Raw genomic sequence first — 14,287 nt, forward strand, 5'->3', positions numbered from 1 at the left:
TGTGTTCCCACGTCAGCTTGGGGGGGGGGGGGGGGGCCCCCCCCCGCGCTCCCCCCCACCCACCCCCCCCCCCACAGCAAGTTACTTCGTTTGATGTTGCTCAGCGGCGTCAACGACTTCACTTAACGCGAGTGACGTGGTGGAACCAGTGAGTATTGCTCGCATATCTTCGAGATATGAGGTGAGGTTTGTCTTTTGCTCCACCAACGATGCGATGTGCGCATCTGCATCCGACTTTGCTCGCTCGGCGTCGTTGGTTGCGCTTTTGCGGATCCGAGCAGCTTCTTTGCGCGCTTCATCGAGAATTGAGGCTGCTTCGGTGCGTGCGTTTTCAAGGAGCTCCGATGCCTGCTTTGTCGATGACTCTGTGAGAGAATCAGCGCGTTGCGTCGCGGTGACAAGGCGAGTTTCGGCGTCGGCGGCTGCATCCTGAGCAGACGTGACCATCGCTTCGGCGCGTTCACGCAACTGTGCGTCTTCGTCGGCAAGTTCCTGGGCAGCTTTTTTACGCAATTCCACAACTTCGCGTTCAGCCTGGGCGCGAAGCTCGGAAACCTCCGATTGTGCGCTAGCGCGGAGTTGAGCGACTTCTTGTTCCGCTTGCGCCCGAAGTTCAGCAATGTCCGACTGTGCAGAGGAACGAAGCGCGGCAACTTCCTCCTGGGCGGCGGTACGCATTGCTGTGGCTTCTGATTCGGCTTCAGCGAGAGCAGTAGCGGCATCATGCGATGCTTTTGCTCTCAAGGCGGCGACTTCTGCCTGGGTATCTGTACGCAAACGCGCTGCTTCACGTTCTGCTGAGGCGACCATTTCTTCTGACGTCCTCTTTGACATTTCAGCCAGCGCGTCGGCTTCTGACTTGGCCGATTCCTTGACGTTTGTTGCTTCGGTGCGCGCTGCATTCAAAATTGACTGACTCTCGTGGGAAGCGGCATCAGCAAGCGACGCTGACTGTGCCTTTGCTCCGTCGACGATGGCTTTTGCTTCTGCGCGAGCACGAGTCATGACATCAAGAGCTTGCTCTTCTGTCGACTTCAAGAGTCTTTCAACGCGTTGGCCAAGGCCAGAGTATGAAGGACGTTCTGTTTCTTTGAGCTGTTCACGTGCTTGTGAAAGTTCAGCGGAAAGAGAAAGGATCTGAGAGTCAAGTGATTCAACTTGGCGCACGGTATGCTCAAGTTGTGTCTCGAGCATCGAGACACGCTCATCAACCTGGGCGCGGTCATAGCCACGCATAACAACGGGAAATGTGGGATGCTCTTCGGCCACGATAATTTCGACCTCCTGAAAGTTACACCACATCTTACCCTACGGTTGGTCGGGTCAGGTCACTCACATTGTCTCCAATTCTGACTTTGCAACAGTTATTGTTGTCAAATCGTTATAATTATTTTGAGTATCGCTTTTGGCGTCGAGATTGAAGGATGCACATGAAACGTTATGGGGGCGTTGCGCTCATTGTGATGGGCGTAATCTTGTCCATTGCAACCGGAATTCGGGCGCTTGTTGCACAAGACGAAATGACGGTTGAAGCCACTGTTGCACCGTCTGGTGCGGTTGTCGCAACTGCGCCTGGCGTTCTTGAGATGGTTGATTCGACTGTGCACGTCAAACTTGATGCCCAAGGTCAGCAGATCCAGTGGGCTCTCGGTTCTGCACACGATGTTGATGCCTGGATTGGGAAATCTGCCGGATCGCGTCTGACGGGGCTCACGAGTTGGACTGAACCAAAGATCACAGTACTTAAAGGTGATAAAGAGCAATCGACACAGGACACCAAGCTCGGTTCAGAGAAAAAGTTTTCTCTCGATTCTGACTGGTGGCATAAGAGCGGGCATGGCAAGGACCGCATCGAATTTGATGTCACAGCTTCCTCGGACAGGCAGGATGTTCTTGTGGCAACGACAACAAGTGCCCAGGCTCCGAAATTGACGCTAACTTGGCAGCATTCGGTGGCGAAGGCTTCCCCGTGGTCAACGATTGCCATCGGAGTTCTTTTAACGCTTGTCGGTCTGTTCCTTCTGCTTCAAGATTGGCAGGAGCGTGATATGCGTGAGCGTCGATCACGGCGCGCAGCCGCACGAGCAGCACAGACCACCCCTCTGGAAACTTTCGACGGTGACTTATCTCAAGAGGAACGTCCGCTGCAGCGTAAGCACACCGATCGTGCATACGGTGCCGGAATTCTTCCAGGCACGTCACGATCAATGGCACTCCGCAATCGACCTCTCGACGACGATGACCGGCTCACGATCGATGTCGAGAGGCCGCGCACCACTGTGTACGACGGGCAAAATCGACCGACCATTGCTGCTGCTTCGGGTGGCACACTCGGAGCTGGCGTTGTGCCAGGTAGCGCCCGTGCGCAAGAGTTGCGTCACCGCGAGGTGGCCTCCTGGTTCCCCGAAGAGCTATCCACGCAAACGGAACCGAACAACGCTGATCCAGAGTCCATATCGGAAGCTACACACACTGAATCGGCCGAACCGGTCACGGGCATGGTCAATATTGAGAATGGAAAAGACTGGCGAAGCCGATGGAGCATTCGCAGCAAGGGAGAGAATGATGCGTAAAGCAGTTCCCGTAGTTGGCATCGCGTTTATTATGGCGCTCGGTGCGTGCTCGACCACCTCAAGCCAATCTGTCCCTCAGCCCAAATCTGTCAACAGTGCAGTGCCTTTGATGGAATCGAAGAAGTTTGCTCAGATTGTTTCTGATACTGCGAAAGCATTAGCCCAGGCCGATAAGGACACAAACGGTGCCAAGTTACCCGAACGTATCGGTAACCCATTGCGGGCGCAACGATCGGGTGAATACCGCCTAAAGAAAGGTATGGGGGAGAAATTCACTCTCGATCCCATCGTCCTCGATCCCAAGTCAATACCGGTGTACTCGGGTCGTTTGTTTCCACGTTCTGTTATGACAATTACTGCGCCAACAGACCAAGAGAATCTGTACACCCTGTCTGTGTGGGGGGCGTCCTCACCGCGCGAGGAACTGGCGCTTGTCGCCGACGTCGAACTCTTCCCAGGAGTGGACATCTCAGCCTTGGTTTCCGCGGACTCAACGAAAGACGGTTACCTTGGCAAGGATGCGAAACTCTCCACAGCCCCCTCAGATGTCGTGAGCGCGTACGCGAAGTATCTTCAGGATCGCAAGGCGGGCGATATTCAATTCGTTGCTGACGATCAGCTCTATGTAAAGACGGAAGAACAGACGAAAGCACTGTCGAATTCGATCAAGGGGCTGGGTAAGGTATCAACGAAATATATTGCCGGTCAAACTCCCGTTCAGGTGGTGTCGACGGAAGACGGCGGCGCACTGATTGTCGGAGAAATCCGTTATACAACGACGCTTGAGAAGACGAAGTCAGAGGCAACGCTCACGGTGGGCGGAGAACTGGCGGGTTGGATCAACCAAGACCCGAAGAAACCGAGCTATGAGATTGAAAAGTCCTTGGCCACAACGTATTCGAGCCAAGTGGCTTTCTATCTTCCTGCTCAGGGAAAAATCCAGGTGATTGGTGCGTCTGCACCGTCGATTGTCGAGATGAAGGCGAATAAGTAATGGCTGGAGCATTCGATCTGTCTACCCTCAAATCACAGAAGGAACCGGACTCTCTGTCCCAGGTACCCGTTGGTGAATCAATCCCGGGAAAACTTGAAGTCAAGCTCACTGAGGAAAGTTTGCAAGCGGCAGTCACCATGTCAATGAAGGTTCCTGTTCTGGTGGCCTTTACTTCGGACCGTTCAGAGAATTCTGATAAGCTTTTGGATTTTCTTCGCCCAATGATTGTGGCAAAAGCGGGCCGTATCCAGTTGGCCGTAGCCGACGTTGACGCTCATCCCCAGATCAGTGCCGTTTTTGGCGTCAATGGTGTTCCAGCTCTTGCACTGTTGCTTCAGGGGAATCCTGTGCCGATTGTCCAGGGCTTGCCCGCAGAAGCCGATGTGCGTGCTCAGATTGACAAGATCATCGATTCAGCAGCGCAGTATGGGATTAACGGTGTGTTGGATCCTGATGCGCAGGTCAAGGAACCTCAGATCCCGCCCCTTCACAAAGAAGGAATGGAACTGATGAAGCAGGGCGATTTCGCTGGGGCACGAGTTGCCTATGAAAAGGCTCTGGCTCAAAATCCGAAGGATGACGAGGCGAAATCTGCGCTGGCTCAGGTCAATTATTTGGATCGGATGGGGCAGATGCCCCAGATGACAGATCCTGCTAGAGCACAAGAAACAATCGAAAAAATTGCCCGTGCCTCGTTCGCAGATGTTGATACTCAGCTCATGGGCGCTGATATCGAGTTTGCCTCTCGACCCGATATTGCTTTGAGTCGACTCATTGAGACGGTGAAAGCAACCGATGGTGATGATCGCGAGCGTGTGCGTGCGCGCATTCTCGAATTCTTTGATTTGCTCGGACAGCAATCAGACATTGTGACAGCAGCGCGGAAAGCACTCGCAGCGGTGCTTTTCTAAACGTCAATAGCAGTGTGCGGCGAAGAGAATCTTCGCCGCACACTGCTATTGAGAATCAGAGCGTTGTACGGGTTCACAAACCATGACGATCAACCACGTACCACACTGTTGAATTCGCTGGGACGTATCCATTGACCTTCTCGCCTCCAGCCTGTGTCACCTCCGACGATGCCAGAACTACTCGCGCACCTGAAGGCAGTTCAACTGGGTCATCAAATGCAGTGACGATGTGGAGTGGATCGCGTCCCTGTGCCCGTGACACATAGTGGAGGCCAGGGCCGGTTCCTTCGAGGAGCTCAGCTGAGCCAAGTTGTACAACCTTGCGGATCTGGTACATCTTCTTAAAGAAGTTCAGCGAGGAGTTCGGATCGAGAGCCTGGCGATCCATGGCGAGTTCTGCCCATTGTTGTGGCTGTGGAAGCCACGAGGAACCGTCAGGGGAGAATCCGTAGCTCGGGTGATCGCTTAGCCAGGGAAGTGGAATACGGCATCCGTCGCGTCCTGCTTCTTGACCGTTGGTGCGTGCAAATGTCGGATCTTGGCGCACCTCGTCAGGAAGCTCCGTATGCTCGGGTAGTGAGAGCTCTTCTCCCTGGTAAATATAGAGGGAACCAGGAAGAGCCGCCTGGAGAGCATGTGCCGCGAGTGCACGACGTGCTCCAAGAGCGGCGTCGGGCTGTTCTTCCCACGCGCGTATACCGTTAGGTCCCTTGCCTGTATCAGTCAAGCCGAAGCGAGAAGCTGCACGAACGACGTCGTGGTTGGACAGAACCCAGGTGGTCGGAGCGCCAACAGCGTCCATTTCGGCTAGCGATTGCGCGATCACTTTCCGGTAGGCCTCTTCTTTGAAAGGAGAGATCAAGAAATCAAAGTTGAACGCTTGGCTCATCTCGTCGCTGCGGACGTACAGCTTCATATCCTGGGGATCAGACAGCCACGCTTCAGCCACGAGAGCTGGTTTGCCGTACTCGTTGAGGACTTTGCGCCACTCGCGGTAAATTTCGTGAACTTCAGGTCGATTCCACTGTGGTGGAGCAGGAACATTCTCAGGGAGTTCGTTGCCACCAGACACCATATCCCAGTGGTACTGCCAGTCAGGAAGTTCTGGGTCTTTCGCAAGCCCGTGGGCAACATCGACGCGGAAACCATCCACGCCGCGATCGAGCCAGTAGCGAAGAATTGAGTTGAATTCTTCGTGCACGGCTGGATTAGTCCAATTGAGATCTGGCTGGGAGGAGTCAAAGAGGTGCAGATACCATGATCCATCGTTTTCCCACGGCGATCCGGGAGCGTCGGCGCGATCCTTGACACGTGTCCACGCTGGGCCGCCGAATACGGAAGTCCAATCATTAGGTGGTTCGTTGCCGTCCTCACCCTTTCCCTCACGGAACCAATAGTGTGCTCGCTCGGGTGCATTTTTTCCTCCGGCAAGTGCCGCACGGAACCATTCATGTTGATCAGAGGTGTGGTTAGGAACCAGGTCAATGATGACTTTCAACCCGAACAGGTGTGCCTTTTCGATCATTGCCTCCGCAGCGGCGTTATCTGCGAACATCGGATCGACGCTTCGGTAGTCGGCCACGTCGTAGCCAGCATCTTTTTGCGGCGACTTGTAGAACGGTGAGAGCCAAATTGCGTCAGCTCCGAGCTGCTTGATGTAGCCCAGGCGAGAGGTAATCCCATAAAGATCACCGACGGGGCCGTTCGAGGAAGCGAAAGAACGCGGATAAATCTGGTAGATCACCGCCTCCCGCCACCACTCGTGGGAGTCGCTTGCGCGGTGAAGAATTTCCACTATCTTTTCCTCTCCTGGTTTTGCTCCATATTATTTCGATGCTGGTGGAGCGGTCGTTTCACGCACCACGAGCTCGGGCTTGAATGTTGCCGAGAACATTGGGGTTTCGGGATGCCCGATACGGCCGACGAGAGTTGCGACGACGGCGTCGGCAATTGCTTGCACAGGCTGGCGTATCGTGGTCAAAGCAGGGCGAACTAGCGGCATCATCGTGGAATCGTCGAATCCGATCACGGAGACGTCACCGGGAATTGACAGTCCGACGCCTGCACAGTAGTCGATGACGCCGAGAGCCATGATGTCCGAGGCGCACACGATTGCTGTCGCGCCGTCATCGATCAGTGCCTTCGCAGCGGAATGACCACCTTCAACGGTGAAAAGTGTATGAGCCGAACGGATCGGCTCGCCAGGGGCGACCTCAGCCATCACGTTGGTAAATGCAGCCAATTTCGCAGCAGACGGGATGAAGCGCAGCGGGCCTGATGCGTATGCGATCTTCGTGTGCCCCAAGCCTGCAAGATGGCGCACTGCTTGCGATACGGCGTCGGCATCGTCGGTAGAAAAATCGGGAACGTTGAGCGCAGGGTTGTTGCCGTTGATTGTGACGAACGGTGTGCCACGCTCAACGATTGCTTCGTATCGATCCAAATCTGCCGTGGAATCGGCGTGGAGACCAGAGACGAAGACCAAACCAGATACGCCGTGAGTGAGGATGGCAGAGGTGAGTGAATCTTCGGTTGCTCCGCCGGCATTCTGTGTGCCAAGCAGTGGAGTGTAACCTGCAAGAGTCATTGCGCCGGAAAGGGCTTGGACAAACTTAGGGAAGATTGGATTTGTCAGCTCAGGCACTATTAAACCGATGAGACCGCCAGTGCGCTCGCGGAGCTTCTCTGGGCGTTCGTAACCGAGCAGATCCAGAGCTTCGAGAACGGCCTGACGAGTTTCAGGAGCAACGGTGTCTTTGCCATTAATCACGCGTGAAACTGTTGCTGTGGAAACTCCCGCTTGCTGCGCGAGATCCGACAGGCGAATACGACGGGACATGTGGCAACTCCTTTGTCGCTGCGGTTGGTGGGGAAGGGCGCTGGCATGAAAGAAATTTCTGCAAGAGCCACACACTGTTTTTAGAATATCGCGATATGGTTGCAAATTTCCACATTGTTGAGAGAAAAGATGCAGGGTACCGCACGTGCCCTGCATCTTCACTCCTTAGGACAGCACAGCAAAGGACTGTGGTCCGACGTTGATTCGTCCGTTGTTAAGAGACACGGAACCGATGACGTAGTCGATGCTGGTGGCGCCGGTGTCGTTGAGTTCGTGCCAGTCGCGCCCTGGGTTGACGACCACGAGACGGCGATTGTCGCCTTCACCTCGACTAAAAGCAAAGAGTGTGTCACCACGCTCAGCGTGAATGATTGTCAAAGCTGCTGTTGTTGCAAATGCTGGCGACTGATGGCGTAGGTGCAGAAGGGCTGATATCTGATTCCATAGTGAATCTGGGCGAGCCATCTCGCTTGCGACGGTTGGTGCATCAGGAGAGGGATCAACGGGAAGATATGGCTTGTTCGACGTTGTGAAACCGTATTGTGCCGAAGAATCCCACTGCATTGGAGTGCGTGAACCTGTGCGGGAGTATCCACCCTCTTTGGTTGGCAGAGTGTGATAGCGCATTCCGATCTCGTCGCCGTAATAAATAAAAGGTGCGCCTGGCATCGTGAGGAGGAAAGCGAAGGCGATGTCGCGCTCACGTTCATCTAAGCGAGGAGCGAGGCGCACTGTGTCGTGATTGCAGGTAATGAGTGAAAAGCTGCCGCCGACTTTTTGTGCTGCTTCAAGGGAAGGAAGGTAATCGCCGAGGAAACCGGTGATGTCGGCATTGGAATCAGCATTGAAGTAGCTCCAGTCCACGCCCCGAGAGCGTGAATCGTCAGTGTTGCGCAGGAGCATGTTGTATCCGTTGGGGTTGCCGCCCCAGCGCCAATCGAGGTAGAAATCGGCGTCGAACCCAGCACGCATGGATTCCTTGGGTCGTCCCCATTCGGATACCCAAGCGGCTTCAGGGAATTCTGGCCGGATCTGATCAAACATGTAGTTCCATGTTGCGATCGTGGCAGGTTTGCCCTCGTCGTCATGCTTGACGAGGGAGTCTGCCATGTCGACACGGAATCCGTCGGCGCCGCGGGAGAGCCAGAATCGCATGACATCAACGAGCGCATCGGCTGTTGCACGAGCGTGAGACCCGAGTGCTTCTTTTTGCCACGGGTATTTGGGGTGTGCGAACCCGTAGTTTAATGCGGGCTGAGATTTGAAGAAGTTGAGAATATAGGTGCCATCACGTTCAGCTTCTCCTGCGATAAAGGGCAGGCCGTCGCCGCCGTCGATCCATGAGGATGACCAGATATAGCGATCTGAGAGCGCATTCATTGTGGAACTCTTTGAGGCTTCGAACCACTCGTGTTCTTCGGAAGTGTGGCCTGGGACAAGATCGAGCAGGACACGCATACCGCGGGAGTGGGCGGCATCGAAAAGTGCCACCAGATCGTCGTTGGTGCCGTAACGCGAGGCAACTTGGCAATAGTCGCGCACATCGTAGCCGGCGTCTTTAAAGGGGGAATCGAAGCACGGATTGATCCACAGTGCATTTGCCCCGAGAGTGGCGATGTAGTCCAAGCGCGAGATGAGACCGGGAAGGTCACCGATTCCATCGCCGTTTGAATCTTGGAAAGACTGAGGGTAGACCTCGTAAAAGACTGCCGTATCCATCCATGCAGGGGAAGGGTAGTGTAGCGCCATTATTTCTCCGTTTCCTCTGGGAACGATACCCGCCTGCGAGGGTATCGAATCTAAGGATACGTGTTGGTGGGGTGTTGGCGACGAAAAGAGGAGTTGAAATGGTAGTTTTTTCGCACGAAAATTTGTCCGACATCGAGGGTGAGTTTTTTCTGAAAGCGCGGCATTTCAGGGGTAAATTGGGAGCGTAGTACACGTGGCTGAAAACGTGATGTTTTTGTAACTCTTTGCAGTGTTGAATGGATCGTTGCAGACAGTTACACTAGAGGCAAGCGTGTGGAACGTCATAGATGCCGGCACGCAAAATCATCGTCAAAATATCAGCCCACAGGCGTAAAAACTCTCGGCGTTGAGGGGACGTATGCGGGTCCACGAAGAAAGGAATATTGATGACGATCACTTGGAAGAAGGCCGCCGGTACAGTCGGCGCTCTCTCGATGGCTCTCGGTCTTGCTGCATGTGGTGGCGACACCGCTACAAAGGATGGCTCGAAGTCTTCGGGTGAAACTAAGGCTGTTTCCCTGCGCGTGTGGTCGCCGCAGGAGGACAAGGACTGGATGGCTGCCCAGCAGAAGGCATTCGAAAAGGCTCACCCGGAGTACAAGATCACCTGGAAGAACGACGTTGTCTCTGAAGCTGACGTTCGTACGACTGTCCAGCAGGATCCGTCCGCAGCTGCAGACGTTTACATGTTCGCAAACGATCAGCTTGGCTCCCTCGTCGACTTCGGTGCAATTGGGCAGCTCGGTGAGAATGAAGCCAAGCAGGTCAAGGAACAGAACGACGATGTCATGGTTCAGTCGGTCACCGGCACCGATGGCAAGCTCTACGGTGTTCCGTTCACCGGTAACACATGGTTCATGTACTACAACAAGGCCAAGCTCTCGGCAGATGATGTCAAGTCTTTCGACACCATGCTTGAGAAGGCAAAAGTTTCTTTCCCGCTCGACAACGCTTGGTATATTCAGTCCTTCTACTCGAAGGCTGCTGATCTGAAGTTCTTCGGTGATGGCACTAAGGCTGAGGAAGCCATCAAGCTTGATCCTGCCAAGGCTGGCAAGGTCACCGCTTACCTCGCAAACGTTGCGGCAAACAAGAACTTTGTCAACGATAAGGACGGCTCGGGTCTGGGCGGCATGAAGGCCGGCAACGTTGACGTCGTCTTCTCCGGTACCTGGGATGCTGAGAACGTCAAGAAGGCTCTTGGCGACAACTACGCTGCAACTATTCCTCCGATGATCAAGGTGGATGGCACCGATTACCAGATGGACGCATTCGCTGGCTCGAAGGCAATCGGCTACAACCCGAAGACCAAGGAAGTCAAGGCTGCATCGCAGTTCGCCGCATTCCTCGGTTCGAAGGAAGCTCAGAAGGCTCACTACGATATGCGCGGAATTGTCCCGACCGACAAGTCACTCGCATCCGAGATCAAGGCTGACGATCTGGCTGCTAAGGCTCAGGTTGGCACCATTGCCAAGGCGTCGATTCTTCAGCCAACCATCGCGGCAATGGGTGCTTGGTGGGATCCAGCGGGCGCTCTTGGTGCAGGCCTGGTGAACAAGGAAGTGACCCCGGACAACGCAGCTGCAAAGGTTGCTCCATTCGTGGAGCAGATGGCCAAGGTTGGTAAGTGACGGCCTTCATCGCATCTGTGATGACTAAGTGAGTGCAGGTCACATTCTCCACTTGAGGATGTGACCTGCACCTTACGAAAACTAATTGTGATCTAGCGGCACAAGTGAGCCCTAAAGGGAAGGTAGGCGAGCATGTTAGATGTAGCGCCTGAGACAAAAGATATAGTTCCGGAGGTGAAACCTCCGATCTCGAAGCGTGAAATGAAGCTTCGAAAGAAACTCGGCAAGGACTACGTAGGTCCGTCTCCGTATCGCGTTTCAAAGGCGTTGCGTGAGGGAGGCATTTACACGAAACTTTCGGCTGTGATCTTCGGCCTGGGCAATCTTGTCCATAAACAATATGTGAAGGGTCTTGCCCTTCTCACACTGGAAGTTCTTTTCATTGTTTTTATGGCAGTCAGTGGTGTGTCTTATCTTGCGGCACTTCCTGGTCTGGGCGATGCAGAGCAAAAGTGTGTGATGGTTGATGGATACCCCGAATGCAGCGAATCCGATTCGTCGGTGATCATCCTGCTCTACGGTGTAGCAACTGTTGCTCTATGTTTGCTGTTCGTTTATCTGTGGACTGTTGCCGTATCGAGCGCTTACAAGGCAGAAGAAGACCAAAAGAAGTACGGCCGTCCGATGAGTGCGATGGATGATTTCCGTACCCTGCTGGACACCAAAGCACACCAGCTTCTGATGTTCCTTCCGACGCTCGGTATTTTGACATTTACAGTTTTGCCACTGGTGTTCATGATTTCGATGGCGTTCACCAACTACGATCACAAGCATCTGGTGCTTTTCGATTGGGTGGGTTTCGATACCTTCGGCGCTGTATTCGCCAACGCTGGTGGCGATGTGAATCTTCGACTCTTCCTCTCGGTTCTTGCGTGGACTTTGGTCTGGGCTTTCTTTGCAACCTTCTTGAACTTCTTCGCCGGCTTGTTTATGGCGATGTTGATTAACCGAAGGACAACGCGAGGTAAGGGCTTCTGGCGTGCAATGTTCTCGCTGTCGATCGCTGTTCCTCAGTTCGTGTCGCTTCTGGTCATTCATACGATGCTTCAGCCTCAAGGAGCGATCAACCGTCTGCTTCTGGATTGGGGGTGGATTGAGCATTCCTTGCCATTCTTCACCGATGCTACATGGGCGCGAGTGACGGTTATTGTCGTCAACCTCTGGGTCGGTATCCCTTACACAATCATGCAGGTAACGGGTATTTTGCAAAACATTCCTGAGGATCAGTACGAAGCTGCGAAGCTCGACGGCGCAAACTCGTGGCAGATTTTCACCAAGATTACGATGCCTTACATCATCTTCGTGCTCACGCCGTATCTGATCACGACCTTCACCGGAAACGTAAACAACTTCAACGTTATTTACCTTCTCTCTGGCGGCGCTCCCGTGCCGATCGGCGATTCTGCAGGTAAGACGGATCTTTTGATCACTTGGCTCTACAAGCTGACGGTGGACAAGCATGATTACAGCCTCGGTGCAGTCATCGGTATCTTGACCTTCATCGTCCTGGCTGTGGTTTCGCTGATCACCTACCGTAATTCGGGCTCCTACAAGAACGAGGAGGCGTTCCGCTGATGGCTACTCATCTTCAAGAAAAGGCTCCGGCGCCTGTCGATGTCCAGGTGGCAAAGGCTCCCAAGGGTGGCTACCACCGTAAACGCATGATTACCGATATTGTGATCCATCTCTTTCTTGGTCTCATGGCGGTGATCTGGGTATTCCCGATTTTGTGGGTTGTTGCTGAGTCGTTTAACGCTAATCCAGCTCCGTACAATCCAACGTTCTTCCCCGAGAGCTATTCTCTGGATAACTACAAGGGACTGTTGACGGAAACCAACGTCTTGAACTTCCCACGCATGTTCATGAACACTTTGATTATTTCGATCTTCGTCTGTGTGATCTCGGTGTTCTTCGTGCTCTCGGTGGCGTACGTGATGAGCCGTTTGCGTTTCCGCTTGCGCCGCACCTTCATGAACATTGTGCTGATCTTGGGTATGTTCCCGGGAATCATGGCTGTGACAGCTATCTATTTCATCCTCAAGGCTGTGGGTCTGACCTCCGATGGCTTGACAGTGATCGCGCTGGTCGTGGTGTATTCGGCAGGTGCTGGCGCCGGCTTCTACGTGATGAAGGGGTACATGGATACGATCCCAACCTCGCTGGACGAGGCGGCTCTCCTTGATGGTTGTACACGCACTCAGGTGTTCTTTAAGATCATTATCCCGATTGCGAAGCCAATGATTGTGTATCAGGCGATCGTGAGCTTCCTTGGTCCGTGGCTGGACTTCGTGATGGCGCGCGTGATTGCCCGTACCCAGACGAACTACACGGTGGCACTGGGACTGTGGCAGATGCTCCAGAAGGAGTACATCCAGGATTGGTATGCACGCTTCGCTGCAGGTGCAGTGTTGGTGTCGCTGCCGATTGCAATTCTGTTCATTCTGATGCAGCGCTTCTACCAAGAGTCCATGGGTGGCTCTGTGAAGGGCTGATCTTCCCACGACTCATCGGGGCGGGAGCGGTTTCTAGTACCGCTCCCGCCCAGCCGTATCACGAGCGAGCCGATAAACTATTGCGCGGTCAAAAGAAAGGTTGATCATGGCTTTGATTAAAGACGATTCAATTCGCTCCGGCGAGATTCCCCAGCGCCGCCGTGGCCTATCAACATTCAAGCTCAAAGTCATTGGCGCTTTCTTCATGACTCTTTCGGCTGCGATGGGCACATTCGGCGCGGCCATGCTCAATCGTGACAAGCTTGGTGGACTGACCGGCTTGGTGCTGTTCGAGCTCATTTCATGGGTCGCTATCCCGATCTATGCGTGGCTCTTGTTCGAGGGTTTTCATCGCACACGCTCGGTCGGGAAGTACGCGGGCCGGCTCTTCATCCTCGCTGCAGTAACGGAGGTCCCCTACGATTTGTCGACGACGGGGAAGGTGTTCGACATGAGCAGCCAGAATCCGGTCTGGGGGTTGTTGATCGGTCTCCTTGTGCTCGTGATGATTCGCTGGGCGCGAGAGAGCGGAGGCATACGATACGCAGTTCTCGCTGCGGTGATCCTTGCTGCGGTTTTGTGGGATCTTCTTCTGCGCATTGGCTCGCGTCAGGTCATCATGAACATCGGTGTGGTCACCATCGGATTCTTATTGATTTTCACTTTCTTGCAGCGTTACGAAAATACGATGATGATGACTGCGGGACTCTTCGGAGCAGCTGCACTCATTACGCCGGGAATCGGCGTAGCATTCTTGCACTACCGCAACGGAGAACTGGGCTATCTGCACACCTGGACGCGTTGGGTGCTTTACGCGTACTACCCGCTGATCTGCATGGTTTTGTGGCTCGTGTTTAGGTAGCAGACTCAGTGGAGGGTGCCAACCTATCATTTGGGAGCGACACAAGCGTTAGCTTGTGTCGCTATGAGCTGTTTTTACCCTACCTGTAGGTAGCGAAGTATCAGCTCTATCAAAATTCGCATTTTGGTACTTCTGAGTGACCTAACCTCAGTTTGATTTATAGTTCGTGTCGTTATCGTAAAATGGTGCCGTGACAATGAGGTCACATCATCACATCGTAGTAGAGGGGAGAGAGC

General features: G+C 53.9%; 11 protein-coding genes. 7 read left to right on the top strand and 4 right to left on the bottom strand.

Going from position 1 to position 14,287, the window contains the following annotated elements:
• Window positions 1-81: 81 nt before the first annotated feature.
• Entirely contained in the window at window positions 82-1,269 is a 1,188-nt protein-coding gene (locus ACTOVJ_RS06785; RefSeq protein ID WP_449504359.1) for a DivIVA domain-containing protein, read from the bottom strand.
• Between the two features lie 161 nt (window positions 1,270-1,430).
• Between ACTOVJ_RS06785 and ACTOVJ_RS06790 the strand changes: the two genes are divergently transcribed.
• Genes ACTOVJ_RS06790 through ACTOVJ_RS06800 form a run of 3 tightly spaced genes read left to right on the top strand, consistent with a single transcriptional unit; the run spans window position 1,431 to window position 4,478 of the window.
• On the top strand, window positions 1,431-2,573 hold the full coding sequence (locus ACTOVJ_RS06790) for a hypothetical protein (protein WP_449504358.1): 1,143 nt from the start codon (window positions 1,431-1,433) through the stop codon (window positions 2,571-2,573).
• Window positions 2,566-3,567: a DUF8094 domain-containing protein gene (locus tag ACTOVJ_RS06795; protein WP_449501662.1), complete on the top strand. Its 1,002-nt coding sequence runs from the start codon at window positions 2,566-2,568 to the stop codon at window positions 3,565-3,567. Before ACTOVJ_RS06790 ends, ACTOVJ_RS06795 begins: the two co-directional genes overlap by 8 nt.
• Window positions 3,567-4,478: a tetratricopeptide repeat protein gene (locus tag ACTOVJ_RS06800; protein WP_449504357.1), complete on the top strand. Its 912-nt coding sequence runs from the start codon at window positions 3,567-3,569 to the stop codon at window positions 4,476-4,478. The genes ACTOVJ_RS06795 and ACTOVJ_RS06800 overlap by 1 nt, the downstream gene beginning before the upstream one ends.
• Before the next feature lie 73 nt (window positions 4,479-4,551).
• Here ACTOVJ_RS06800 and ACTOVJ_RS06805 read toward each other — a convergent pair whose 3' ends face one another.
• From ACTOVJ_RS06805 to ACTOVJ_RS06815, 3 genes are all read right to left on the bottom strand, one after another.
• Window positions 4,552-6,273, bottom strand: coding sequence for a glycoside hydrolase family 13 protein (locus tag ACTOVJ_RS06805; RefSeq protein WP_449502943.1), 1,722 nt, complete (start codon window positions 6,271-6,273; stop codon window positions 4,552-4,554).
• Window positions 6,274-6,303: 30 nt separating this feature from the next.
• Window positions 6,304-7,317 carry a LacI family DNA-binding transcriptional regulator gene (locus ACTOVJ_RS06810; protein WP_449502944.1) on the bottom strand — a complete coding sequence of 338 codons (1,014 nt, stop codon included), beginning with the start codon at window positions 7,315-7,317 and terminating at the stop codon, window positions 6,304-6,306.
• 165 nt (window positions 7,318-7,482) lie between these two features.
• Window positions 7,483-9,066, bottom strand: a complete 1,584-nt coding sequence (locus ACTOVJ_RS06815; RefSeq protein WP_449504356.1) for an alpha-amylase family glycosyl hydrolase — start codon at window positions 9,064-9,066, stop codon at window positions 7,483-7,485.
• A gap of 386 nt (window positions 9,067-9,452) precedes the next feature.
• Here ACTOVJ_RS06815 and ACTOVJ_RS06820 point away from each other — a divergent pair, with 386 nt between their 5' ends.
• The 4 genes from ACTOVJ_RS06820 to ACTOVJ_RS06835 all read left to right on the top strand — a co-directional run bounded on the left by ACTOVJ_RS06820 (window position 9,453) and on the right by ACTOVJ_RS06835 (window position 14,051).
• Window positions 9,453-10,697 (top strand): extracellular solute-binding protein, encoded by a 1,245-nt coding sequence (locus ACTOVJ_RS06820; protein ID WP_449502946.1) that lies wholly within the window; start codon window positions 9,453-9,455, stop codon window positions 10,695-10,697.
• Between the two features lie 174 nt (window positions 10,698-10,871).
• Window positions 10,872-12,272, top strand: a complete 1,401-nt coding sequence (locus ACTOVJ_RS06825) for a carbohydrate ABC transporter permease (protein WP_449501656.1) — start codon at window positions 10,872-10,874, stop codon at window positions 12,270-12,272.
• Window positions 12,272-13,189: a sugar ABC transporter permease gene (locus ACTOVJ_RS06830; RefSeq protein ID WP_449501655.1), complete on the top strand. Its 918-nt coding sequence runs from the start codon at window positions 12,272-12,274 to the stop codon at window positions 13,187-13,189. Before ACTOVJ_RS06825 ends, ACTOVJ_RS06830 begins: the two co-directional genes overlap by 1 nt.
• 106 nt (window positions 13,190-13,295) lie before the next feature.
• A complete protein-coding gene (locus ACTOVJ_RS06835) occupies window positions 13,296-14,051 on the top strand; it encodes a TraX family protein (protein ID WP_449504354.1) in 756 nt (251 codons plus the stop codon).
• Window positions 14,052-14,287: the final 236 nt, after the last annotated feature.

This window comes from Arcanobacterium sp. (ex Cirak et al. 2026) (assembly GCF_053585065.1).

Coding starts and splice junctions, on each gene's coding strand:
- ACTOVJ_RS06790 (WP_449504358.1), top strand. CDS start 1,431: ATGAAACGTTATGGGGGCGTTGCGCTCATTGTGATGGGCGTAATCTTG.
- ACTOVJ_RS06795 (WP_449501662.1), top strand. CDS start 2,566: ATGCGTAAAGCAGTTCCCGTAGTTGGCATCGCGTTTATTATGGCGCTC.
- ACTOVJ_RS06800 (WP_449504357.1), top strand. CDS start 3,567: ATGGCTGGAGCATTCGATCTGTCTACCCTCAAATCACAGAAGGAACCG.
- ACTOVJ_RS06810 (WP_449502944.1), bottom strand. CDS start 7,317: ATGTCCCGTCGTATTCGCCTGTCGGATCTCGCGCAGCAAGCGGGAGTT.
- ACTOVJ_RS06815 (WP_449504356.1), bottom strand. CDS start 9,066: ATGGCGCTACACTACCCTTCCCCTGCATGGATGGATACGGCAGTCTTT.
- ACTOVJ_RS06820 (WP_449502946.1), top strand. CDS start 9,453: ATGACGATCACTTGGAAGAAGGCCGCCGGTACAGTCGGCGCTCTCTCG.
- ACTOVJ_RS06830 (WP_449501655.1), top strand. CDS start 12,272: ATGGCTACTCATCTTCAAGAAAAGGCTCCGGCGCCTGTCGATGTCCAG.
- ACTOVJ_RS06835 (WP_449504354.1), top strand. CDS start 13,296: ATGGCTTTGATTAAAGACGATTCAATTCGCTCCGGCGAGATTCCCCAG.